The organism is Streptomyces sp. NPDC001156, from assembly GCF_053598275.1.
The window spans coordinates 96,782-119,075 of record NZ_JBSFJX010000011.1 but is presented as its reverse complement, the minus strand read 5'-3'; the positions used below and the strand labels follow the sequence as shown (position 1 = coordinate 119,075).

The following is a 22,294-nucleotide window of genomic DNA, read 5'->3' as shown; positions in this document are numbered from 1 at the left end:
CCGGCTCAAAGACCACCAGATCCTGCGCCAATGCCGACGCCGCGGCAACGGCATCAACCACGCCGTCGCCGGCATCGCAGCACTACACAACCTCAAACTCGACGTCCGGTAACCGCAGCACCCACCCCGGCAAGGCCCACCTCACCCCGCATTACGGGATACCTCTTAGCGTGACGCCGGACGCCTCGCCCTGAGGCACCCGGCGGCTCAAGCCCCGGTGCGGAGGCTTGCGGTATGCGTCGTGCGCTCCGTCAGCTGTACTGGCCCGGCGTGTAGTGGCCCGGCACCGCGCGGGTCGTCACACCGAACCGGTTCCACGCGTTGATCACCGTGATCGAGGCGATCAGGTGGGCCAGCTCCGCCTCGTCGAAGTGCTTGGCGGCGCGCTCGTAGACCTCGTCCGGCACGAATCCGTCCGTCAGCACCGTGACGGCCTCGGTCAGCTCCAGCGCCGCGACCTCCTTCTCCGTGTAGAAGTGCCGCGACTCCTCCCACGCGCTGAGCTGGACGATCCGCTCGACGCTCTCGCCCGCCGCGAGCGCGTCCTTGGTGTGCATGTCCAGGCAGAAGGCGCAGTGGTTGAGCTGAGACGTGCGGATCTTGACCAGCTCGCGCAGCGTGGGGTCCAGACCTTGCCCGGCGGCCGCGTCGAGCCGGACCATCGCCCGGTAGACCTCGGGTGCGTGCTGGGCCCAATTCATGCGGGGGGTGTGTTCAGCGGCGTATTCGGTCGTCGTCATATCTCCGACCTTAGGAGCGGAGCAGCCCAGGAGTATGGTCCATTTCCATGGGGAAACCTTGGGCCACTCTGGGGTTCGATCTGCATGTCGAGCCGACCGGGCCGGGTCTGCGTAAGGGGCTCACGAAGGCGCTGCGGGAGGCGGTCCGCTCCGGGCGGCTGGCGCCCGGCACCCGGCTGCCCTCCTCCCGCTCGCTCGCCGCCGACCTGGGCATCGCGCGCAACACGGTCGCCGACGCGTACGCCGACCTGGTGGCCGAGGGCTGGCTCACCGCACGCCAGGGCTCGGGCACCCTGGTGGCCGAGCGCACCTCGCCCGGGCCCGGGACCGCACCGGCCGCGACCCGCCCCCGCACAGTCCGGAGTCCGGCCCACGATCTGCAGCCCGGCAGGCCGGACGTCGCCTCCTTCCCGCGCGCCGAGTGGCTCAGGGCCGCCCGCCGCGCCCTGACGGCTGCGCCGAACCAGGCCCTCGGCTACGGCGACCCGCGCGGCCTCGCCGAACTGCGCACCGCGCTCGCGGAGTACCTGTCCCGGGCGCGCGGTGTGCGCGCCGACCCCGACCGCGTCCTGGTGTGCGCGGGCTTCGGGCAGGGGCTGCAGATCCTCGGCGCGGTGCTCAGGGCGCGCGGCGTCCGGACGGTCGCCGTCGAGTCGTACGGACTCGACGTCCACTGGGAGTTGCTGGCGGCGGCCGGGCTGCACAGCCGGCCCCTGCCGTTCGACGGGCTCGGCACGAGCGTGGAGGGGCTGGCGGACGCGGGCGCCGTGCTGCTCACTCCCGCCCACCAGTTCCCGATGGGTGTGCCGCTGCACCCCGAGCGGCGGGCGGCCGTCGTGGACTGGGCGCGGCGCACCGGGGGGCTGATCCTGGAGGACGACTACGACGGCGAGTTCCGCTACGACCGCCGGCCGGTCGGGGCGCTGCAGGGCCTGGACCCCGACCACGTGGTGTATCTGGGCACCACCAGCAAGTCCCTCGCTCCCGGGCTGCGCCTGGGCTGGATGGTGCTGCCGCCGGCGCTCGCGGAGGAGGCCTGCGCGGCGAAGGGCCCCACCGACACCTGCGGCGTGCTGGACCAGCTGACGCTGGCGGAGTTCATCGTGTCGGGTGCCTACGACCGGCATGTACGCGCCGCCCGGCTGCGCTACCGCCGCCGCCGCGACGCGCTGGTCCGGGCCGTCGCGGCCCACGCCCCCGACGTGCGCGTCACGGGCATCGCGGCGGGTCTGCACGCGGTCCTGCGGCTTCCGCCCGGCACCGAGCAGACCGTGGTCCATGCGGCGGCGTGGCAGGGCCTGGCGGTGCAAGGCCTGCACGGCTTCCGCCACGAGGGAGCCAGTGCCGAGCCGCCCGACGCCCTGGTCGTCGGCTACGGGACGCCGCCCGACCACGGGTGGGCGGAGGCGCTGAACGCGTTGTGCAGGGTGCTGCCGTAAGCCCGCCGGGTACTCGAGTGCTCACCCCTCCGCGACCGGTGCCTCCCCGAACCGCGCCAGCGCCAGTGCCCCCGCGACCGCCACCACGAATCCCAGCACCGCCAGCCAGGTCAGCCCCTCGCGGGTGCGGTCGCCCAGCCACACCACCCCGATCGCGGCGGGCCCCACGGTCTCGCCCACGACCATGCCCGCGGTCGCCACCGTCACCGAACCCCGCTCCAGCGCCGTCGTCAGCAGCAGGAAGGCCGCCCCGCCGCCCAGCAGCAGCGCGTACGTCGCCGGATTCGTGAGCAGCGATCCGGGCGCCAGCGAACCGATCAGCCGAACGGCCACCTCGACCACCCCGAACCCGAACCCGGCGCCGAGGCCCAGCACCAGCGCTCGTCCCCGCCCCGGCAGACGCCCTCCGGCGAGTCCGAGCAGCAGCACTGCCACCGCCGTCGCCAGCATCGCGTACTTCAGGTCCGTGGATCCGTCCTGGTCGCCCTCCGTCCCGGACGCCAGGCCGAGCATCGCAAGGCCCGCGCACACCACGGCGACCGCCGCCCACTCGCTCGAGGTCAGTCGCACCCGCAGCAGCCGGGCCGCGACCACCGCCGTCACCGCGAGGCTGGACGCGAGGGCCGCGCCCACCGCGTAGATCGGAAGGGACCGCAGCGCGGCGATCTGCAGCAGGAAGCCGATCCCGTCCAGCGCGAGCCCCGCCAGATACCGCCACTGCTTGAGGGCCCGCAGCAGCAGCGCCGCGTCCCCGCCCCCACCGGTGCCCGCCGCTCGTGCCGCGACCGCCTGCAGCACGGTCGCCGTACCGAAGCAGACCGCCGCACCGAGCGCGCACACCATTCCAAAGAACACAAAGTGACTGTAGGGGACGGTGTCACGGCCGGGGCGCGCTCGAACACCAGATTGACGCTCTCTAGTCTGTTGCCCGAAGACCTCTCACCGACGTCTCAACGAAATCTCACTCGACGGGGGAACACGAAATGGCGGACACACGCCGGCAACTGCGCTCGGGCACGGTCGTCCTCGGCGGCATGGGACTTCTCGCCGCCGCCCTCACCGCCTGCTCCTTGGCCCCGGACAAGCGCTGCGTCGACCGCGACAGCTACACCCTCGGCAAGGGCTACAAGGTCGTGTCCGACAAGAACTGCACGTCCGTCAAGACGTCCGGGCACGGTTCCTGGTATTACGGCGGCAAGAAGAAGAGCGGCTTCGTCAACGGCGGTTCCTTCACCAAGCCCGGCAAGGGCTCCGGTGGCTCCAGTGGCGGCAGCCACGGCGGCGTCGACCGCGGCGGCTTCGGCAGCCACGGCAAGAGCGGCGGCTGAGCGGCCCGTGGAGCGCCGTACCACCGAGCCCCGCCCCGGCTGGCAGCAGACCGTCGAGGCGCAGGGCCTCATCTACCCGCTCACCCGCTACCCGGACGACTCGCTGCGCCCGTACTGGGACGAGAGCGCGTACTACGTCTTCACCCTTCCCGAGGCGGAGGCGCTGGAGGAGGTCGTCGAGGAGCTGCACGGCATGTGCCTGGCCGCCGCCGGACACATCGTCGCCGCGGACCGTTTCGCCGACCTCGGCATCACCGATCCGCGCGTCGCCAGCGCGGTCGCCGAGGCCTGGCACCGCCGGGCCGAACTGCCGTCCGTGTACGGCCGGTTCGACCTGCGCTACGACGGCACGGGCCCGGCGAAGCTGCTGGAGTACAACGCCGACACACCCACGTCGCTGGTCGAGGCCGCCTCGCCCCAGTGGTTCTGGATGGAGGAGCGGTTCCCGGACGGCGACCAGTGGAACTCCCTGCACGAGCGGCTGATCGCCGCCTGGAAGAAGCAGGCCGCCCTCCTCCCGCCCGGCAGCCCGCTCTACTTCGCCCACTCCGCCGCCGACGAACTCGGCGAGGACCTGATGACGGTGGCGTACCTGAAGGAGACCGCCGAACAGGCCGGGCTCGGCACCGAATGGATCTCCATGGAGGAGATCGGCTGGGACCCACTGTCGGAGCGCTTCGTCGACAACCAGCTCCGCTTCATCCGCAGCTGCTTCAAGCTGTATCCCTGGGAGTGGCTCACCACGGACCGCTTCGCGGGACACGTCCTGGACAGCCTCGACAACGGCGGCGGCACGGGCAGCACGCTGTGGATCGAGCCCGCCTGGAAGATGCTGCTCAGCAACAAGGCGCTGCTTGCGATCCTCTGGGAGCTGTATCCGGGCCATCCGAACCTGCTCCCCGCCTACCTCGACGGGCCGCGGGAGCTGGCGCACACCACGGGCTACGTCGCCAAGCCGCTCCTCGGCCGCGAGGGGGAGGGGGTGACGGTCCACGAGCCGGGTGCTCCGGTCCCCGTGCGCGAGGACGCCTGCTGCTACCAGGAGCTGGCACCCCTGCCGTCCTTCGACGGCAACCGTGTCGTCCTCGGCGCCTGGGTCGTCGAGGACGAGTCGGCGGGGCTCGGCATCCGGGAGTCCTCCGGCCTGATCACGGACGAGTACGCGCGCTTCCTGCCGCACGTGATCCTGTGAGGGCCGCCCTCAGATGTCCAGCACCGCACGCAATTGGCCGAGCCCCCAGTCAAGGTCCTTCTCGGCGATGACGAGGGGCGGGGCGATCCGGATCGTGGACTGATGGGTGTCCTTCACCAGGACACCCCGGTCCATCAGCTTCTCGCAGACCTCGCGTGCCGTGCCGCAGTCCGGGTGGATGTCCACGCCCGCCCACAACCCCCGTCCGCGGACCCCGGTGACCCGGCCAGTGGTGGTCAGTGTGCCCAGCTCGCGGTGCAGATGCACGCCCAGCTCCGCCGCCCGCGCCTGGTACTCGCCGGACCGCAGCATCGCCATCACCTCGAGGGCCACCGCGCAGGCCAGCGGGTTGCCGCCGAAGGTCGAGCCGTGCTCGCCCGGCCGGAACACCCCGAGCACCTCGGCGCTGGACACCACCGCCGACACCGGCACGATCCCCCCGCCGAGGGCCTTCCCGAGCACGTACACATCCGGTACGACGCCTTCGTGCTCGCACGCGAACGTCCGTCCGGTCCGGCCGAGCCCCGACTGGATCTCGTCGGCGACGAAGAGCACGTTCCGCTCCCGGGTCAGCTCGCGCACCGCCGGCAGATACCCGGCCGGCGGTACCAGCACCCCCGCCTCTCCCTGGATGGGCTCCAGCAGCACCGCCACGGTGTTCTCCGTCACCGCCGCGCGCATCGCGGTCATGTCCCCGTACGGCACGATCTCGAAGCCCGGTGTGTACGGGCCGAAGTCCGCGCGTGCCTGCGGGTCGGTGGAGAAACTGATGACCGTCGTCGTACGGCCGTGGAAGTTGTTGCCCGCGACCACGATCTTCGCCATCCCGGCGGGCACGCCCTTGACCCGGTAGCCCCACTTGCGGGCCGTCTTGATGGCCGTCTCCACCGCCTCGGCGCCCGTGTTCATCGGCAGCACCATCTCCATGCCGCACAGCTCGGCCAGCTGCTCGCAGAACGCCCCGAACCGGTCGTGGTGGAACGCCCGCGAGGTCAGCGTCACCCGCTCCAACTGCGCCCTGGCCGCGTCGATCAGCCGCCGGTTGCAGTGGCCGAAGTTGAGCGCCGAATAGCCGGCGAGCAGATCCAGATAGCGGCGTCCCTCGACATCCGTCATCCAGGCACCCTCCGCCGTCGCCACCACGACCGGGAGAGGGTGGTAGGTGTGCGCGGTGTGCGCCTCGGCCGCGGCGACCATGGCTTCTGTCGTGCTCACGGTGGCTCCCCTTCCGGCCGTACGGGGCTGTGTTCTGCCTCTCCTATCGTCGCTCGCATGGTGGACGCGGGAACCGGGCCGTGGCACATGCCCGGTAGGCTGACCACGGGCCGTGACTGGCGCGCTGGGATGGGACCGACCATCGGGGAGCGGCCCGGATGCAAGCGAGTGCCGTGCGCCTGGGCCGACCGTGAACCGTGAACGCTTGTAGCCACGCCGCACCGGAGGCCGACATGCCAGAGCAGCCTTTGACCACCGAGTCCACCGCCTTCCGCGCCGCCCTCGACGTGATCCGCGCCGTCGAGCCGCGGGTCGCCGACGCCATCGGCCAGGAAGTCGCCGACCAGCGCGAGATGCTCAAGCTGATCGCCTCCGAGAACTACGCCTCCCCGGCCACGCTGCTGGCGATGGGCAACTGGTTCAGCGACAAGTACGCCGAGGGCACCATCGGCCGCCGCTTCTACGCCGGCTGCCGCAACGTCGACACCGTCGAGTCGCTCGCCGCCGAGCACGCCAAGGAGCTCTTCGGCGCCCGCCACGCCTACGTACAGCCGCACTCCGGCATCGACGCCAACCTGGTCGCCTTCTGGGCCGTCCTCGCCCAGCGTGTCGAGATGCCCGCTCTGGAGAAGGCGGGCGTCCGCCAGGTCAACGAGCTCTCCGAGGAGGACTGGGCCGAACTGCGCCGTGCCTTCGGCAACCAGCGCATGCTCGGCATGTCCCTGGACGCGGGCGGCCACCTCACCCACGGATTCCGCCCGAACATCTCCGGCAAGATGTTCGACCAGCGCTCCTACGGCACCGACCCGGCCACCGGCCTGATCGACTACGAGGCGCTGCGCGCGTCGGCGCGCGAGTTCAAGCCGCTGATCATCGTGGCGGGCTACTCCGCCTACCCTCGGCTGATCGACTTCCGGATCATGCGTGAGATCGCCGACGAGGTCGGCGCGACGCTCATGGTCGACATGGCGCACTTCGCGGGCCTGGTCGCGGGCAAGGTCCTGACCGGCGACTTCGACCCGATCCCGCACGCCCAGATCGTGACGACCACCACCCACAAGTCGCTGCGCGGCCCGCGCGGCGGGATGGTCCTGTGCGACGACTCCCTCCGGGACCAGGTCGATCGCGGCTGCCCGATGGTGCTGGGCGGTCCGCTCCCGCACGTGATGGCCGCGAAGGCCGTCGCCCTGGCGGAGGCCCGCCAGGAGTCCTTCCGCGACTACGCCCAGCGGATCGTCGACAACTCCCGCGCCCTGGCCGAAGGCCTGACGCGCCGCGGCGCCACGCTCGTGACCGGCGGCACGGACAACCACCTGAACCTGATCGACGTGGCCTCGTCCTACGGCCTCACCGGCCGCCAGGCGGAGGCGGCCCTGCTGGAGTCGGGCATCGTCACCAACCGCAACGCCATCCCGGCCGACCCGAACGGCGCCTGGTACACCTCCGGCATCCGCGTCGGCACGCCCGCGCTCACCACCCGCGGTCTGGGCACGGCGGAGATGGACGAGATCGCCGCCCTGATCGACCGTGTCCTGACGACCGCCGTCCCCGGTACCACCGGCAAGGGCACCCCGTCGAAGGCCCAGCACGTCCTGGACCTGAAGATCGCGGACGAGGTGGCGCACCGCGCGAGCGACCTGCTGACGGACTTCCCGCTGTACCCGGAGATCGATCTCGGCTGACCGGACGCCGTCCGGCGGCGCGGGGACCCGCGCCGCCGGCCACGGACGGCCCGCGGCCTACCTGACGGCGTCGGTCACCGGAGCTCCCCGAGAGCCGCCGTACGCCGTACCGCGACGAGCGTGGCGACGGACCCCAGCGCCAGTCCCGCTCCGAGCCCCGCGCCCGCCCAGCGCAGGTCTGCCGAGGAGCCGTCCCCGGCGGCGGTCCCGGGCGGCTCCAGCAGCCCGGCTTTCTCCAGCCGGTCGAAGACCGACCGCGGAGCCCGGTGCCATCTGATGTCGTCGTCGGCGACGTCGGGGGCCGGATCCGACCGCACCCACGCCGTCCCGTCGTCGGCGAGGAACACCTGATCCTGCCGCTCGACGGCCACGTCGCCCCCGGGTGCCCGAGTGGTGTACGGCCACCCCCCGATCCCGGTCAGCGCCCACGTCACGGTGGCCCGCACCCGCGGGTAGCTCCCCTGGGCCCATGCGTCCGGTACCCGCTCGGTCCTGGTCTCCGTCGGGGCCAGGAGCTGCCACAGCAGCACGAAGTCCCGGTCCCCCGAGCGCAGTGTGGTCATATGGCCGGTACCGTTCGCCACGACGAGCGCCAGATCGGGGATGTCCTTGCTCACGCCCCGCGCCGGTGCGGCGGCTCCCGTCAGTGCCGTGACCGCCACCGCGAGCGCCGCCATCAGCCTGCCGAGCACCTGCACGCGGACCCCCTCCATCGTCATGACTCCTTTTACACCGCCGGGGTTACACCGCAGGGACGCACCGGGGGCACACCTGTTGCCCACCAGTTCCGGACCGGCCCCCCGAACCTGAGAGAATGGTGGGCATGGCCTCTGACAGCCCGCACGGCTCCCACCACAACCCGCAGGGGAATGGCTCCGCCATGCAGCGTCCTCGCGTGCTCTCCGGAATCCAGCCCACCGCCGGCTCGTTCCACCTCGGCAACTACCTCGGCGCCGTCCGCCAGTGGGTGGCCCTGCAGGAGAGCCACGACGCGTTCTACATGGTCGTCGACCTGCACGCGATCACCGTCCCGCAGGACCCGAAGGAGCTGCGCGCCAACACCCGCCTGGCGGCCGCCCAGCTGCTCGCGGCGGGGCTCGATCCGGAGCGCTGCACCCTCTTCGTCCAGAGCCATGTCCCCGAGCACGCCCAGCTCGCCTGGGTCATGAACTGCCTCACCGGTTTCGGCGAGGCCAGCCGTATGACGCAGTTCAAGGACAAGTCCGCCAAGCAGGGCGCCGACCGGGCCAGCGTCGGCCTGTTCACGTACCCCGTCCTGCAGGTCGCCGACATCCTGCTGTACCAGGCCAACGAGGTCCCGGTCGGCGAGGACCAGCGCCAGCACATCGAGCTGACCCGCGACCTGGCCGAGCGCTTCAACGGCCGCTTCGGCGAGACCTTCACCGTCCCGCGGCCGTACATCCTCAAGGAGACGGCGAAGATCTACGACCTGCAGGACCCGTCGATCAAGATGAGCAAGTCGGCGTCCACGCCGAAGGGGCTCGTCAACCTGCTCGACGATCCGAAGACGACCGCCAAGAAGGTCAAGAGCGCGGTCACCGACACGGACACCGTGATCCGGTACGACACGCAGGAGAAGCCCGGTGTCAGCAACCTGCTGACCATCTACTCCACCCTCACCGGAACCGGGATCGAGGAGTTGGAGCAGAGGTACGAGGGCAAGGGCTACGGCGCCCTCAAGACGGACCTCGCCGAGGTCATGGTCGACTTCGTGACGCCGTTCCGGGACCGCACCCAGCAGTACCTGGACGACCCCGAGACGCTGGACTCGGTCCTGGCCAAGGGCGCGGAGAAGGCACGAGCCGTCGCCGCGGAGACCCTCTCCCAGGCGTACGAGAGGGTGGGCTTCCTGCCCGCGAAGCACTGACCGCCACCGCCGCGACCCATGCCGGGGCCCGGCACGCCCTGGAGGTGCTGCACTCCACTCCGTCCGCGCCTGCCCGACGGCATGGTCGTGGCCGTACAGTCGGGAGGGACGGACACCGCAGCGGCGGCTCGTCCCGCACACCGGCCGCGCACACCGACACGACGACAGGAGACGACGTGGGGACCGTAACGATCGGTGTGTCGATCGCGGTCCCGGAGCCTCAGGGCAGCCACCTCCAGGAGCTGCGCGCGGGCTTCGGCGACGCCGCGGCTCACGGCATCCCCACGCACGTCACCCTGCTGCCGCCCACGGAGGTCGACGCCTCCGAGGTGCCCGCGATCGAGGACCACCTCCTCGAGGTCGCCGCCGCCGCACGCCCCTTCCGCATGCGGCTGTGCGGCACGGGCACGTTCCGGCCCCTGTCCCCCGTGGTCTACGTCCGGGTCGTCGAGGGCTCCGAGGCGTGCACATGGCTGCAGAAGCAGGTCCGCGACGCCTCCGGGCCGGTGGCGCGCGAGCTGCTCTTCCCGTACCACCCGCACGTCACGGTGGCGCACGGCATCGACGAGGCGGCGATGGACCGGGCGTACGAGGAGCTCGCCGGCTACGAGGCCGGCTGGCCGTGCACGGGCTTCGCGCTGTACGAGCAGGGCCCGGACGGTGTCTGGCGCAAGCTGAGGGAGTTCGCCTTCGGGGGCGCGATGGTGCCACCGCAGGCGGGCGCACCGACGCGGGACGCCACCCTGCCGCTTCCCTAGGCCCGGTCGTCGCCCTTCGGGCGGACGACGCGAGCCGAGCGCACGACCCGGTCGCTCCCGGGTCCCGCATTACTGAATCGGCAGCCGCCTGAACAGCGTCCGCGGCACGAGTCGCAGCACCGACATCGCCAGCCGCAGCGTCCCCGGCACCCACACCACCTCCGACCGCCGGCGCAACCCCAGCTCGATCGCCGCGGCCACCTCCTCCGGCGTCGTGGCCAAAGGTCCCGCGTCCCGGGCCCGTGTGCCGCGCCGGTGGACGGAACCGGGGCGCACGACCATGACGTGCACACCGGTGCCGTACAGCGCGTCGCCCAGGCCCTGGGTGAACGTGTCCAGCCCCGCCTTGCTGGAGCCGTAGATGAAGTCCGTGCGGCGGGCGCGCTCGGCGGCGACCGACGACAGCACGACCAGCGAGCCGCGGCCCTGGTCCTGGAGGGCGCGGGCGCACACCAGGCCCGCTGAGACCGCGCCCGTGTAGTTGGTCTGCGCGACGCGGGCCGCGGCCACCGGGTCGCGCTCGTCGGTGGCCTGGTCGCCGAGCACGCCGAACGCGAGGAGGACCATGTCGACGTGGTCCTCGGTGAACATCTTGCCGAGGGCGGCTTCGTGCGCCTCCGGGTCTAGCGCGTCGAAGGCGACGGTACGGGTGTCGGCACCGAGCTCCCGCAGGTGTTCGGCGGCCCGGTCGAGCTCGGGGGAGGGGCGTCCGGCCAGCCAGACGGTGCGGGCGCGCCGGGCGATGAGGCGGCGTGCGGTGGCCAAAGCGATCCCGGACGTGCCGCCGAGGATCAGCAGGGACTTCGGGGAGCTGAAGGCGTCCTTGTGGGAAGGCATGATCGCGACCGTATCGCCGTAAAAGGGGCATGGTGGTACGGATTCTCCACTCGGTGCGGCTCCTCACCGGAATGGGTGACCAGCCGTGGCGGACCGGGGATGCCGTATCCGTGGCTGAGGGGGTACTCGAGGACTGGTGGAGGGGGACGAGGGGAGAGTCAGATCATGGACTGGCTGAAGAAGCTCCCCGGTATCGGGCCGATCGTGACGCGGCTCATGACCACGCACGCCTGGCGTTGCTATGAACGCCTCGACCGGGTGAAGTGGAGCCGTCTCGCCGCGGCGATGACCTTCGTCAGCTTCGTGGCGCTCTTCCCGCTGCTCACCGTCGCCGCCGCGATCGGCGCCGCGACGCTCAGCGTGGCCCAGCAGAACAAGCTGCAGAGCAAGATCGCCGAGCAGGTCCCCGGGATCTCCGACCAGCTCGACATCCACGCTCTGGTCGCGAACGCCGGCACCGTCGGGTTCATCGCCGGTGCCACGCTGTTCTTCATCGGCATCGGCTGGGTCGGCCAGGTGCGGGACTGCCTGCGGGCGGTGTGGGAGCTGCCCGAGGGCGCGGAGAACCCGGTGCTGGCCAAGGTCAAGGACGCGGTGGTGCTCGTCGGCCTGGGCGGCGCGATCCTGCTCACCATCGCCACGTCCACCGTCGCCTCCGCGCTGGTCGACTGGATCGCCGGGCAGATGGGCCTCGACAAGGGCGGCTGGGGCAGCCTCCTGTTGCGGATCGCCGCCTTTCTCGTCGCCGTCCTCGCCGACTTCCTGGTCCTCCTCTACGTCCTCACCCTGCTGCCCGGCGTGGAACCGCCGCGCCACCGGCTGCTGACCGCCGCCCTGATCGGCGCGGTCGGCTTCGAGTTGCTCAAGCTGCTGCTCAGCGGCTATATCCAGGGCGTGGCCTCGAAGAGCATGTACGGCGCCTTCGGGGTGCCGGTCGCGCTCCTGCTGTGGATCAACTTCACCTCGAAACTCGTGCTGTTCTGCGCCGCTTGGACGGCGACGCAGAACAACGGGGCCGAGGAGGTCAGGGACGCGCCCGGCGACGCACCAGATCAGGCAGCGGCCAGCGGCGGTTGACCAGGTACACGCTCGCCGCGAGCAGCACCAGGACGCCGCCGGTGATGGCGAGCGCGGTCCCGACGCCGCTGGAACCGTTCTGCGTCACCGTGGCGGCGACCGGTTTGGTCGATTCCCCGCCCGCGGGGGTGGCGGACGGAGTGGTGCCGGGCCTCGACTGCACCTGCGCGTCCTTCGGGGCGACGAGCTCACCCACCGGTGTCACCTTGCCGGCCGCGGCGAATCCCCAGTCGAAGAGCTGGGCGGTCTCCTTGTAGACCTCGTTGTGGTCCTTCTTCTCCGGGTTCATGACCGTGACGAGGAGCACCCTGCCGCCTCGTTCGGCGACGCCCGTGAACGTCGCGCCCGCGTTGGTGGTGTTGCCGTTCTTCACGCCCGCGATGCCGCGGTAGGGCGTCATGTCGCTGTCTCCGGACAGCAGCCGGTTGGTGTTCTGGATCTCGAAGGACCCGCGGGTCTTCTTGTGGCCCTTCGTGGTCGTCTCGCCGGGGAACTTCGCCCGCACCGTCGAGCAGTACTCCCTGAAGTCCTTCTTCTGCAGCCCCGAGCGGGCGAACAGCGTGAGGTCGTAGGCGGACGAGACCTGCCCCGGGGCGTCGTAGCCGTCCGGGCTGACCACGTGGGTGTCGAGGGCCTGGAGTTCCTCGGCGTGGGCCTGCATGTCCTCGACGGTCCGGGCGACACCGTGGTTCATCGCGGCCAGCACGTGCACCGCGTCGTTGCCGGAGCGCAGGAAGACGCCGAGCCACAGGTCGTGGACCGTATAGGTCTCGCCCTCCTTTATCCCGACCATGCTGGAGCCTGCGCCCATGCCAGCCAGGTCCGTGGGGGCCACCTTGTGTGTCTCGTTCCGCGGGAACCTGGGCAGCACGGTGTCGGCGAACAGCATCTTCAGGGTGCTCGCCGGAGGCAGCCGCCAGTGCGCGTTGTGGGCGGCCAGGACCTCACCGGACTCGGCGTCGGCGACGATCCAGGAGCGCCCGGTCAGGTCCTTCGGGAGCACCGGGGCACCGCCGCCGAGGTTCACCTGCGTTCCGGGCTTGGCGAGCGACGCGCCGCCGACGGCCGACATCACGGCCGGGGGTGTGACGGACGCCGACGGGCTCTGCGTGGCCGCGACGGCGGTCGCGGGTGCGGTGAGCGAGAAGGACAACACGGCTGCGGAGGCGAGCGCCGCGCGGCGCCCGGCGATCTTCTTCAAGGCGAACACGATCGCGAAAGTACCGGGTGCGGGACGGGAAGTCCCGCCCGGTCCCGGCCGAAGCCGCCCACCCCCGAGCGAGCGCCGGGCCAAGAGCGGCGATACTGGACGTATGAAGCTCAGCCGCCCCATTTCCTGGTTCCTGCTCGCCTTCGGGGTGTGGAGCTGGGTCATCTGGATCACTTTCGTCAAGAACCTGTGGAAGGACGGCAGTGGACTCGCGTTCGACGACGCTGGGAACCCGACGGCGTACTTCTGGGTGCACTTGACGCTCGCCGTCGTCTCCTTTGTCTTGGGGACTGTCGTCGGGGTCATCGGGTTGCGCGGACTGCGCGCGTTGCGGCGAACGTCATAGCGCGGGACGCGAACCCGGTGGCCGTCTTCGCGTTCGTGCTCATCGTCGTGACCGTCCTCACCGCGTTCGCGGCGCTGCACTGGTACGCGTGGCGCCGGTTGGTCCGCGACACGACACGAGGCCCGGGCCCGGTCCGGCGCCTCGGCACCGCGGTGCTCGTCGCCGGGCCGGTGCTGGCCGTCGCGGCCCTGGTCGCCGAGCGCGCGGGCGCTCCCTTCTGGCTCCAGCGCGCCCTCGGATGGCCGGGTTTCCTGTGGCTGGCCGTGTCGCTCTACCTGCTGCTCGCGCTGCTCGTGGGCGAACTCGTGCGGCCGCTGCTGGTACGCCGGTTCGGGCACCGGCGGGTGCCGACGCGGGAGACGGCCCCGACGCCCGTACCGGTATCCGCGGGGACGGCGGCGACGGACCACGAACCGGAGGCCACCTCTTCGCCGGTTCCCGCCGTCGTCTCGCGCCGCCTCCTCGTCTCCCGGGTGGTCGGCGGCGCGGTGGCCGCCGCCGCGGTGGGCACGGTGGGCTACGGCACCTACGGGGTCCTTCGCGGCCCTGCTGTGAAACGCGTCACGATCCCGCTGGCCAAACTCCCGCGCGCCGCCCACGGTTTCCGCATCGCCGTCGTGAGTGACATCCACCTCGGCCCGGTGCTGGGCCGGGGCTTCGCCCAGCGCGTGGTGGACACGATCAACTCGACCCAGCCGGACCTGATCGCGGTCGTCGGCGACCTGGTCGACGGCAGCGTGAAGGACCTGGGCCCGGCGGCGGCGCCGCTGTCCGGGCTGAAGGCGCGCCACGGCAGCTACTTCGTCACCGGGAACCACGAGTACTTCTCCGGCGCGGACGCGTGGCTGGAGGAGGTACGCCGGCTCGGCCTGCACCCGCTGGAGAACGCGCGCACGGAACTGCCCGCGTTCGACCTGGCCGGGGTGAACGACCTGGCGGGTGAGAGCGAGGGCGAGGGCCCCGACTTCACCAAGGCGCTCGGCGACCGCGACACCTCACGCGCCGTGGTGCTCCTCGCCCATCAGCCGGTTCAGATCCATGAGGCCGTGAAGCACCAGGTGGACCTCCAGCTCTCCGGCCACACCCATGGCGGCCAGCTCTGGCCGGGCAACTTCGTCGCGGCCGCCGACAACCCGACCCTCGCGGGCCTGGACCGCTACGGCGACACGCAGTTGTACGTGTCCCGGGGAGCGGGCGCCTGGGGGCCGCCGACACGGGTGGGCGCGCCCTCGGACGTCACGATCGTGGAACTGGCCTCGAAGCAGGTGTGACGGACGTGATCGCGCGGCCGTTCCCACGACCGGGAAGGGGCCGTGCTGCGGTCTCATTGGCCTTACCGGTCTTGGCGATTGCGCCCGCTATCAACGGCAGGATGAATTCGACGCCGAATGGAGAAACGTTTCCACCGGGCTGAAAGTCGTCCCCCTGGGAAGATGTGCCAGGATGCCAAGATCGCGATTTCGTATGCGGTGTTGCTCGGGCAACGCACCTGGTGCCACCCGGCCCGTGCCCGCCGGGTGGCGCTGTGGGTTTCCGGGGGCAATCCAGCTGGAGAATGCGTGAACCGTGGCCGAAACCTGATGGAAACAACCGCCCGTCAAGTTCTTTTGCATCTCAACGGATCTCCCTTCCCTCACGTGAAACACCTGTGATTAGGTAATCCGCGCCACCGGGGAGTGGCATGCGCTGAGGGCCTGGGGAGGGGCGCCGATGCGATCGGTTCGCATGCGGATTCTCGCGACTGTGCTGGTACTGGCGGGCGTGGGAGTGGGCGGGTGGCAACTGCTGCCGGCCAAGGAGAACACCAACAGGACGATTACGGTCGGGACGACGGACGCCGTCACCTCGCTCGATCCTGCGGGGGCCTACGACGCCGGATCCTGGGCTTTGTTCAGCGGTGTCTTCCAGTCACTGCTGACCTTCGAGTCCGACGGTGTGGAACCCGTGCCGGACGCCGCCGAAAGCTGTTCCTTCATGGGGACGGACCTGACGACGTACCGCTGCACGCTCCGCAAGGGACTGACGTTCCCGAGCGGCCGCACCATGACGGCCGAGGACGTCAAGTACTCCTTCGACCGGGTCAAGCGCATCAACTCGGACGTCGGCCCTGCGACCCTGCTCGACACCCTCGGCTCGGTCGACGCGCAGGGCCTCAACGTCACCTTCCATCTGTCCTCGCCGGACGCGACGTTCCCGTTCAAGGTGGCCACCGGAGCCGGTTCGATCGTCGACAGCACCAAGTACCCGAAGGACGCGCTGCGCACCGATACCGGGGCCGACGGGACCGGGCCGTACACCCTCACGCAGTACACGAAGGACAAGTCGGCCACTCTCACGCCGAATCCGCACTATCAGGGCGACATCAACGGCACGGGCAAGCCCATCCTGATGCGCTACTACGCCGAGCCGGCCGCCCTGCTGACGGCATGGAAGGCGAAGGAGGTCGACGTGGCCACCCGCCAGCTGCCGCCCTCCATGCTCGCCGGTCTCTCGCCGAGCGACCCCGACCAGCGCGTCAGCGAGGCCGACAGCGCCGAGATCCGCAATCTGGTCCTGAACACCGGGGCCCACTCGCCGCTGCACGACGTCCGCGTCCGCCAGGCCATCGCCATGGTGATCAACCGCGAGGAACTGGTCAGCAAGGTGTACGAAGGCACCACCGATCCGCTGTACTCGCTCATTCCGGCCGGTATCACCGGGCACACCACCTCGTTCTTCGACGCCTACGCCAAGCGCGACATCAGCAAGGCCCGCGGCCTGCTCACCGCTGCGGGCGCGCACGTGCCCGTCCACTTCACGTACGGGTACGGCAAGGGCCGCGGCGCCGCCGCCGAGGAGGCCGCCGAGCTCAAGAAGCAACTGGAGGCGACCGGGCTGTTCACGGTGGACCTCCACGGTTATGAGTGGACCGACTTCCAGAAGCGGTACGCGAACGGCGAGCTCGACGCCTACGCGGTCGGCTGGGTCGCCGACTTCCCCGACCCGGACACCTTCACCGCTCCGCTCGTCGGTACCGGCAACAGCATGAAGAACGGCTACAGCAGCAAGGCCGTCGACGAACTGATCCGGCACAGCCAGCTGTACTCGGACCGCAGCCGGGCCGCCGACGACTTCAAGCAGATCCAGAAGATCGTGGCGCAGGATGTCCCCCTGATCCCGCTGTGGCAGCGCAAGGAGTACGTGGTCACCAGCGAGGACGTCGGCGGCGGACAGTACCTGTCGGACGGCACCGGGGTCTTCCGCCTCTGGCGGCTCGGCTGGATCTGACGCACGGCGGCCGGACCGGAGCCGTCGGCCGGCGCGGTCCCGCGGAGGCGAATCCGCGGGAGTGACAGCGGGCGCCCACCCTCACCCACCACCATGTGTTGACGAGGGGTGGGCGGGGTGAGGAGCGGATGTGGTCAGACGCAACTCTTTCCGGCTGCCCCGCCACCCGGCGTCCGTCGGCCTCGCCCGGCGCCGGGTGCGCGACCACCTGGCCGACTGGGGACACGGACCGGGGGATCTGGCCCTGGACGCGGCGTTGCTGCTGGTCTCCGAGCTGGCCACCAACGTCGTCCGCCACGGACCGCATCACGAGCAGGAGTTCGAGGTGGCGGTCACCGCCCTTGCCGACGGCTCCTGCTTCATAGAGGTGTCGGACGAGGGCCGGACCGGACCCCGCCTGAGGGTCGCCGACGACCTCGCCGAGACCGGCCGAGGGCTGCACCTCGTGGAGCACATCGCGGCGGCCTGGGGCGTATGGAGCCGGGGGCGCCACGGGAAGACGGTGTGGGCGCTGGTGGTCCGGGACGGGTGAGCCGCCGCGGCGCACCGAGGGGTCCGGGCGCTCACCCGTGACGGTGGTCGGATGCCCGCGCCGGGAGTGTCACCGTCACCGCCAGGCCTTCGCCCGGCGCCGTGCGCACCGACACCTCGCCGTGGTGCGCCGCCACCACGCCCTGCACGATCGCCATGCCGAGCCCGCTGCCCGCGCCCCCGCCCGCGCGGAAGAAGCGGTCGAAGATCCGCGCCGCGTCCTCCTCCGCAAGCCCGGGTCCCTTGTCCGCGACACACAGCCGCACCACCCCGTCCTCCCGCTCCAGACCGAGCCGTACCGGCACGTCGGCGGGCGTGTGGACGCGGACGTTGGCCACCAGGTTGCCGAGCACCTGCCGCAGCCCCGATTCGTCGGCCCGCACCAGCAGCGCGCCCTCCGCGTCCACGGTCACCGGACGGTCTGGCTGCTGGGCCCGCAGGTCCTCCGCCGCGTCCCGCACCAGACGGTTCACGTCGACGTTCCGGAAGCGGAGTTCGGGCCGCTGGTCGAGGCGTGCCAGGGTGAGGAGCTCGTCCACGAGGCGGCCCATCCGGTCCGCCTCGGCCATCATCCGCTCCCACGACCGCTTGCGCTCCTGCGGATCGGTCAGCATGCCCTTGTCGTACAGCTGGAGATAGCCGCGTATCGCCGACAGCGGGGTGCGCAGCTCATGGGAGGCGTCCGCGACGAAGCGGCGCAGCTGGGCGGCGCTCCGCTCACGCGTCCGGTACGCCGACTCCACTTGGTGGAGCATGGAGTTGAGGGCGGTGCGCAGCTGCTCCACCTCCAGGGACGTCTCCCTGCTGGAGGGCACGCGCCGGGTCAGATCGCCCTCCGCGATCGCCGACGACGTCTCCACCATGTCCTCCAGCGGCCGCATCCGCCGGCTCACACTGATCATCGTCAGCGCGGCGAGCAGGGCGAGCAGCAGGGTCCCGACGGCGAGATCGAGCTTGAGCGCCTTGGCGATGCCCGTGTGCAGGACACCGGTCGACCGGGCGAGCAGGACGTATGTGCCGTCGGCGAGCCGTGCCCCGGTCACCCGGTACGGGTCGCCGCCGAGCTGGATGTCGCGCGGCTGCGGCTCCTTGGCGAGAGGGGCAGGGTCGTGGACGGTGGAGGCCAGCGCCTCCTGGGCGGCGGTCGGCTTCAGACCGGCGACGCCGAGCACCGCGCCGTGCCGGTCGACGGCCGCGAAGACGGTGTCCGGGTTCGGGGAGTCGCCGCGGCTGTGTGGCAGCAGCCGGTCGCGGACGACCGCCACCGCGCTGAGCGAGTCGATCTCCCGCAGCGTCAGGTGCGAACGGGTGAGCGAGTCACGGGACTTGGTCAGTTCGGTGTCGATCTGCCCGAGCACGTAGTGCCGCATGCCCATCAGGCTGATGGCCGTCGCGGCGACGATGCCGAGCGCCAGGAGGCCCACGTTCGCCCGCGTCAGCTTGCCCCGCAGGGAGCGGACGCCTCGGGGCCGGGGCGCCGGGAGCAGCGTGCGCAGCCTCATGCCAGTCCGTATCCGACACCGCGGCGCGTGGTGATCACCGGTGGGCCGAGCACCTCGAGTTTGCGGCGCAGATAGCTGATGTAGGTCTCGACGACCGTCGACTCCGGCGGTGTGTGCTCGTACTGCCACACATGCCGCAGCAACTGCTCCTTGGGCACGATCCGACCGCCGTTGCGCACCAGGAAGCGCAGCAGCGCGTACTCGGTGGGGGTCAGCTCGACCGTGCGGCCCGCCCGGTGGACCGAGTACGTCGTCTCGTCCAGCTCCAGGTCGCCATAGCGCAGCGGCGGGCGCTGCGGCAGGACGTCGGCGGGGCGGGTGCGGCGCAGCACGGCCCGTACCCGGGCGATCACCTCGTCTATGTTGAACGGTTTGGTGATGTAGTCGTCGCCGAAGCCGAGGGCCCCGACGATCTCCGCGGGCGCGTCGCGCGCGGTGAGGAAGACCAGCGCGAGATCGGGCCGCCGGGCGCGCAGTTCGTGGCCGAGCGCACGGCCGTCGCCGTCCGGCAGCATCACGTCCAGCAGCGCCGCGTCGGGCCGGGTGCGCTCGGCGAGCGCCAGCGCCTCGCGGACGGTGCCCGCGGTCATCACCTGGAAGCGGTGGTAGCGCAGGGCGATGGCAAGGACGTCCGCGATGCTCTCCTCGTCCTCGACGACGAGGACCGTGGCTCCCTCGTGCGCTGCCTCGTTGACGGTCATGTCCACCAGTATCCGCGGCGGCATCGGCGGCGGGTCCGTGGGCGCTTTGGAGTTCCTTGAGAGTCATGGCGCGGAACGCCCGTCCGCGCCCGCCACTGCGGATGCTGGAGCTCCAGGACTCGGGGGACCTGATGAAGGAGCGTGGAGAGTGACGACATTGGCGCGGTGGTGCTATCGACACCGGCTGCTGGTCCTGTTGCTGTGGGTGGTGGCGCTGCTCGGGGTGGGCGCGACCGCGTCCGCCAGGGGTACGGACTACGCGAACGTCTTCTCCCTGCCGAACACGGACTCCAAGACCGCGTACGACCTCGTGGCGAAGGCCTTCCCGAAGGCGTCGGGCGACACCGACACGGTGGTGTGGAAGGTCGACGAGGGGTCGGTCAGGGACGAGGCGGTCCGGGCGCGGATCGAACCCGCGCTGGCGAAGATCGCGCGGATGCCGGGGATCGGCGCGGTGGGCAGCCCGTACGCGGGCGCCCACGGCGCGGCGCAGATCAGCGGGGACGGAAAGATCGCGTATGCGCAGCTGACCTTCACCCAGCGGGCGAACGAGGTGCCCACAGAGCTCGTGCAGGACGTCGTCGACACCGCGCAGGATGCCGAACGCGGCGGACTCCAGGTCGAGCTGGGCGGTCAGGCGATCACCCGGATCCAGCAGCCGCCCGCGGGGCTGTCCGAGTCGGTCGGCATCGTGGCGGCGGCCGTCGTGCTGTTCCTCGCCTTCGGCTCGCTCTTCGCGATGCTGCTCCCGATCGCCGTCGCGGTGTTCGGCGTCGGCATCGGGTTGTTCGGCACCCAGCTGATCAGCCATGTCACGGCCGTGCCCGACATCGCGCCGCTGCTCGCCTCGCTGATCGGCCTCGGCGTCGGTATCGACTACGCCCTGTTCATCGTCACCCGGCACCGGCGCGGCATCCTGCGCGGTCTGGAACCGGAGGAGTCGGCGGTCATCGCCCTCAACACCTCTGGCCGGGCGGTGCTGTTCGCGGGCGGCACGGTGTGCATCGCGCTCGCCGGGATGCTGGTGACGAACCTGCGCTTCCTGGACGGCGTGGTCATCGGCACCTCGCTCACCGTCGTGCTGAGCGTGCTCGCCGCCGTCACCCTGCTGCCGGCGCTGCTCGGGCTCCTCGGCCCGCGGGTGCTCAGCAGGCGGCAGCGGCGGCGGCTCGAGGCACAGGGGCCGGAGCCGGAGCGGGCGAGCGGTCTCGCGGCGCGTTGGTCGGCCACGGTGCAGAAGCGCCCCCGGACGATCGCCGTGCTCGCGGTGGTGGTCATGACCGTACTCGCCCTGCCGGTGCTCTCGCTCCGGCTGGGAGCCGCCGACCAGGGCAACGACGACGCCTCCACGACGACCCGGAAGGCGTACGACCTGCTCGCCGAGGGCTTCGGGCCCGGCTTCAACGGCCCGCTCCAGGTGGTCTCCGTCGGCGGCGACACGGCCACGCTGGTCAAGGGCATCCGCGAGACCCACGGAGTGGCCCGGGTCGCCGCGCTGCCGCCCGCTCAGGGCGTCACCGTCATCCAGGTCGTCCCCACCACCTCACCGCAGTCCGAGCAGACGGACCAACTCATCGACACCCTGCGCGACGAGGTGATCCCGAAGGCCGGGGCACAGGCGCACGTCGGCGGTGTCACGGCGGTCTCGAAGGACTTCGCGTCCGTCACCGGCGACCGTCTGCCGTACTTCATCGCGACCATCATCGGGCTCGGCTTCCTGCTCCTGCTGATCGCCTTCCGCTCGCTCGTGGTACCGCTCACGGCCGGCGTAATGAACCTGATCGCCGCGGCGTCCTCCTTCGGGGTCCTGGTCGCCGTCTTCCAGTGGGGCTGGGGCCTCGACCTGCTGGGTCTCGGCAAGGAGGGCCCGATCCAGGCCTTCCTGCCGATCATCATGCTGTCGCTGCTCTTCGGCTTGTCGATGGACTACCAGGTCTTCCTGGTGAGCCGGATGCACGAGGAGTGGGTGCACACCGAGGACAACGCCCGCGCGGTCCGGGTGGGCCTCGCGGAGACCAGCCGGGTCATCAACTCCGCGGCCCTGATCATGGTCTGCGTCTTCCTCGCCTTCGTGCTCAGCGGCAACTCGGGCGCGGCGATGGCGGGCGTCGGTCTCGCGGCGGCGGTGGCGCTGGACGCGTTCATCCTGCGGACGGCGCTGGTACCGGCGGCGATGCATCTGTTCGGCCGGGCGAACTGGTGGCTGCCCGGGTGGCTGGAGAAGCGGCTGCCGCATCTGGCGGTGGAGCCGCAGGCGGCGGCGGAGGAGACGCCGCAGCCGGGCATCGCGAGCGTGGTGCACGGGTTCGTACGGGACGCGGAGGGCGACCCGGTCGAGGGAGCGGCGGTGACGGTGCTGTCGAAGGGCGGCCGTCAGCTGGACCGGGTCACCTCACTGGCCGACGGCTCGTACATCGTCTCGGTCCCGGCGCCCGGCACTTATCTGGTGGCGGCGACGGCGTCCGCGTACGGCTCCCGAGCCCGGCACGTCGTCGTCGGGGAGGAACCGCTGGTGCACGACGTGGAACTGACGGGCCACGAGGTGGACGCCGTCAACTGACCCAGACCGGGCCGGCTCGAG

20 protein-coding genes and 1 riboswitch are annotated in these 22,294 nt (G+C 71.1%); of the genes, 12 read left to right on the top strand and 8 right to left on the bottom strand.

Annotated features, from left to right (window positions below; genetic code table 11):
- Positions 1-251: 251 nt before the first annotated feature.
- The gene (locus ACWDA7_RS08920; protein ID WP_450603460.1) at positions 252-740 is read right to left on the bottom strand and encodes a carboxymuconolactone decarboxylase family protein; all 489 of its coding nucleotides are present in this window, start codon (positions 738-740) and stop codon (positions 252-254) included.
- Positions 741-787: 47 nt separating this feature from the next.
- Between ACWDA7_RS08920 and pdxR the strand changes: the two genes are divergently transcribed.
- Positions 788-2,179: a MocR-like pyridoxine biosynthesis transcription factor PdxR gene (gene pdxR / locus ACWDA7_RS08915; RefSeq protein WP_450603459.1), complete on the top strand. Its 1,392-nt coding sequence runs from the start codon at positions 788-790 to the stop codon at positions 2,177-2,179.
- A 21-nt stretch (positions 2,180-2,200) separates the two neighbouring features.
- On the opposite strand, the gene ACWDA7_RS08910 is transcribed toward pdxR, so the two are convergent.
- The gene (locus tag ACWDA7_RS08910) at positions 2,201-3,022 is read right to left on the bottom strand and encodes a hypothetical protein (RefSeq protein ID WP_450603469.1); all 822 of its coding nucleotides are present in this window, start codon (positions 3,020-3,022) and stop codon (positions 2,201-2,203) included.
- 140 nt (positions 3,023-3,162) lie between these two features.
- Between ACWDA7_RS08910 and ACWDA7_RS08905 the strand changes: the two genes are divergently transcribed.
- Entirely contained in the window at positions 3,163-3,507 is a 345-nt protein-coding gene (locus ACWDA7_RS08905) for a hypothetical protein (protein WP_450603458.1), read from the top strand.
- A 7-nt stretch (positions 3,508-3,514) separates the two neighbouring features.
- Positions 3,515-4,699, top strand: coding sequence for a glutathionylspermidine synthase family protein (locus ACWDA7_RS08900; protein WP_450603457.1), 1,185 nt, complete (start codon positions 3,515-3,517; stop codon positions 4,697-4,699).
- Between the two features lie 9 nt (positions 4,700-4,708).
- On the opposite strand, the gene rocD is transcribed toward ACWDA7_RS08900, so the two are convergent.
- Positions 4,709-5,914, bottom strand: a complete 1,206-nt coding sequence (gene rocD, locus ACWDA7_RS08895) for an ornithine--oxo-acid transaminase (protein WP_450603456.1) — start codon at positions 5,912-5,914, stop codon at positions 4,709-4,711.
- 102 nt (positions 5,915-6,016) lie between these two features.
- Positions 6,017-6,106: riboswitch (ZMP/ZTP riboswitch) on the top strand.
- A gap of 41 nt (positions 6,107-6,147) precedes the next feature.
- On the opposite strand from rocD, the gene ACWDA7_RS08890 reads away from it, so the two are divergent.
- Positions 6,148-7,596 carry a glycine hydroxymethyltransferase gene (locus ACWDA7_RS08890; protein ID WP_450603455.1) on the top strand — a complete coding sequence of 483 codons (1,449 nt, stop codon included), beginning with the start codon at positions 6,148-6,150 and terminating at the stop codon, positions 7,594-7,596.
- Between the two features lie 74 nt (positions 7,597-7,670).
- Here ACWDA7_RS08890 and ACWDA7_RS08885 read toward each other — a convergent pair whose 3' ends face one another.
- Complete coding sequence (locus tag ACWDA7_RS08885; RefSeq protein WP_450603454.1) at positions 7,671-8,315, bottom strand: hypothetical protein; 645 nt, start codon at positions 8,313-8,315, stop codon at positions 7,671-7,673.
- A gap of 161 nt (positions 8,316-8,476) precedes the next feature.
- On the opposite strand from ACWDA7_RS08885, the gene trpS reads away from it, so the two are divergent.
- Together trpS and ACWDA7_RS08875 are read left to right on the top strand one after the other, a co-directional pair.
- Complete coding sequence (gene trpS / locus ACWDA7_RS08880; protein ID WP_450603468.1) at positions 8,477-9,484, top strand: tryptophan--tRNA ligase; 1,008 nt, start codon at positions 8,477-8,479, stop codon at positions 9,482-9,484.
- A gap of 176 nt (positions 9,485-9,660) precedes the next feature.
- Positions 9,661-10,242, top strand: coding sequence for a 2'-5' RNA ligase family protein (locus ACWDA7_RS08875; RefSeq protein WP_450603453.1), 582 nt, complete (start codon positions 9,661-9,663; stop codon positions 10,240-10,242).
- A gap of 69 nt (positions 10,243-10,311) precedes the next feature.
- Here the strand turns inward: ACWDA7_RS08875 and ACWDA7_RS08870 are convergent, their stop codons facing one another.
- Positions 10,312-11,079 carry an SDR family NAD(P)-dependent oxidoreductase gene (locus ACWDA7_RS08870; RefSeq protein WP_450603452.1) on the bottom strand — a complete coding sequence of 256 codons (768 nt, stop codon included), beginning with the start codon at positions 11,077-11,079 and terminating at the stop codon, positions 10,312-10,314.
- Positions 11,080-11,244: 165 nt separating this feature from the next.
- Here ACWDA7_RS08870 and ACWDA7_RS08865 point away from each other — a divergent pair, with 165 nt between their 5' ends.
- Complete coding sequence (locus ACWDA7_RS08865; protein WP_450603450.1) at positions 11,245-12,156, top strand: YihY/virulence factor BrkB family protein; 912 nt, start codon at positions 11,245-11,247, stop codon at positions 12,154-12,156.
- Here the strand turns inward: ACWDA7_RS08865 and ACWDA7_RS08860 are convergent.
- The gene (locus ACWDA7_RS08860) at positions 12,104-13,366 is read right to left on the bottom strand and encodes a D-alanyl-D-alanine carboxypeptidase family protein (protein WP_450603449.1); all 1,263 of its coding nucleotides are present in this window, start codon (positions 13,364-13,366) and stop codon (positions 12,104-12,106) included. The genes ACWDA7_RS08865 and ACWDA7_RS08860 overlap by 53 nt on opposite strands.
- Before the next feature lie 103 nt (positions 13,367-13,469).
- On the opposite strand from ACWDA7_RS08860, the gene ACWDA7_RS08855 reads away from it, so the two are divergent.
- The 4 genes from ACWDA7_RS08855 (at position 13,470) to ACWDA7_RS08840 (ending at position 17,511) form a co-directional block, all read left to right on the top strand.
- Positions 13,470-13,712 carry an SCO4848 family membrane protein gene (locus ACWDA7_RS08855; protein WP_432931685.1) on the top strand — a complete coding sequence of 81 codons (243 nt, stop codon included), beginning with the start codon at positions 13,470-13,472 and terminating at the stop codon, positions 13,710-13,712.
- A 17-nt stretch (positions 13,713-13,729) separates the two neighbouring features.
- Positions 13,730-14,983 carry a metallophosphoesterase gene (locus ACWDA7_RS08850; protein ID WP_450603447.1) on the top strand — a complete coding sequence of 418 codons (1,254 nt, stop codon included), beginning with the start codon at positions 13,730-13,732 and terminating at the stop codon, positions 14,981-14,983.
- Between the two features lie 439 nt (positions 14,984-15,422).
- Positions 15,423-16,979, top strand: coding sequence for an ABC transporter substrate-binding protein (locus tag ACWDA7_RS08845; RefSeq protein ID WP_450603446.1), 1,557 nt, complete (start codon positions 15,423-15,425; stop codon positions 16,977-16,979).
- Positions 16,980-17,109: 130 nt separating this feature from the next.
- Positions 17,110-17,511 carry an ATP-binding protein gene (locus tag ACWDA7_RS08840; protein WP_450603445.1) on the top strand — a complete coding sequence of 134 codons (402 nt, stop codon included), beginning with the start codon at positions 17,110-17,112 and terminating at the stop codon, positions 17,509-17,511.
- 31 nt (positions 17,512-17,542) lie between these two features.
- Here ACWDA7_RS08840 and ACWDA7_RS08835 read toward each other — a convergent pair whose 3' ends face one another.
- Both ACWDA7_RS08835 and ACWDA7_RS08830 read right to left on the bottom strand, forming a co-directional pair.
- Positions 17,543-19,012: an ATP-binding protein gene (locus tag ACWDA7_RS08835; RefSeq protein ID WP_450603444.1), complete on the bottom strand. Its 1,470-nt coding sequence runs from the start codon at positions 19,010-19,012 to the stop codon at positions 17,543-17,545.
- Complete coding sequence (locus tag ACWDA7_RS08830) at positions 19,009-19,713, bottom strand: response regulator transcription factor (protein WP_450603443.1); 705 nt, start codon at positions 19,711-19,713, stop codon at positions 19,009-19,011. Before ACWDA7_RS08830 ends, ACWDA7_RS08835 begins: the two co-directional genes overlap by 4 nt.
- Before the next feature lie 157 nt (positions 19,714-19,870).
- Here ACWDA7_RS08830 and ACWDA7_RS08825 point away from each other — a divergent pair, with 157 nt between their 5' ends.
- Complete coding sequence (locus ACWDA7_RS08825) at positions 19,871-22,273, top strand: MMPL family transporter (protein WP_450603467.1); 2,403 nt, start codon at positions 19,871-19,873, stop codon at positions 22,271-22,273.
- Positions 22,274-22,294: the final 21 nt, after the last annotated feature.

Excerpts from the sequence above, each read along its gene's own strand:
- ACWDA7_RS08870 (WP_450603452.1), bottom strand. The coding sequence starts at position 11,079 with ATGCCTTCCCACAAGGACGCCTTCAGCTCCCCGAAGTCCCTGCTGATC.
- ACWDA7_RS08830 (WP_450603443.1), bottom strand. The coding sequence starts at position 19,713 with ATGACCGTCAACGAGGCAGCGCACGAGGGAGCCACGGTCCTCGTCGTC.
- ACWDA7_RS08865 (WP_450603450.1), top strand. The coding sequence starts at position 11,245 with ATGGACTGGCTGAAGAAGCTCCCCGGTATCGGGCCGATCGTGACGCGG.
- ACWDA7_RS08855 (WP_432931685.1), top strand. The coding sequence starts at position 13,470 with ATGAAGCTCAGCCGCCCCATTTCCTGGTTCCTGCTCGCCTTCGGGGTG.
- ACWDA7_RS08885 (WP_450603454.1), bottom strand. The coding sequence starts at position 8,315 with ATGACGATGGAGGGGGTCCGCGTGCAGGTGCTCGGCAGGCTGATGGCG.
- pdxR (WP_450603459.1), top strand. The coding sequence starts at position 788 with ATGGGGAAACCTTGGGCCACTCTGGGGTTCGATCTGCATGTCGAGCCG.
- ACWDA7_RS08910 (WP_450603469.1), bottom strand. The coding sequence starts at position 3,022 with ATGGTGTGCGCGCTCGGTGCGGCGGTCTGCTTCGGTACGGCGACCGTG.
- ACWDA7_RS08835 (WP_450603444.1), bottom strand. The coding sequence starts at position 19,012 with ATGAGGCTGCGCACGCTGCTCCCGGCGCCCCGGCCCCGAGGCGTCCGC.
- ACWDA7_RS08905 (WP_450603458.1), top strand. The coding sequence starts at position 3,163 with ATGGCGGACACACGCCGGCAACTGCGCTCGGGCACGGTCGTCCTCGGC.
- trpS (WP_450603468.1), top strand. The coding sequence starts at position 8,477 with ATGCAGCGTCCTCGCGTGCTCTCCGGAATCCAGCCCACCGCCGGCTCG.
- ACWDA7_RS08920 (WP_450603460.1), bottom strand. The coding sequence starts at position 740 with ATGACGACGACCGAATACGCCGCTGAACACACCCCCCGCATGAATTGG.
- ACWDA7_RS08845 (WP_450603446.1), top strand. The coding sequence starts at position 15,423 with ATGCGATCGGTTCGCATGCGGATTCTCGCGACTGTGCTGGTACTGGCG.
- ACWDA7_RS08890 (WP_450603455.1), top strand. The coding sequence starts at position 6,148 with ATGCCAGAGCAGCCTTTGACCACCGAGTCCACCGCCTTCCGCGCCGCC.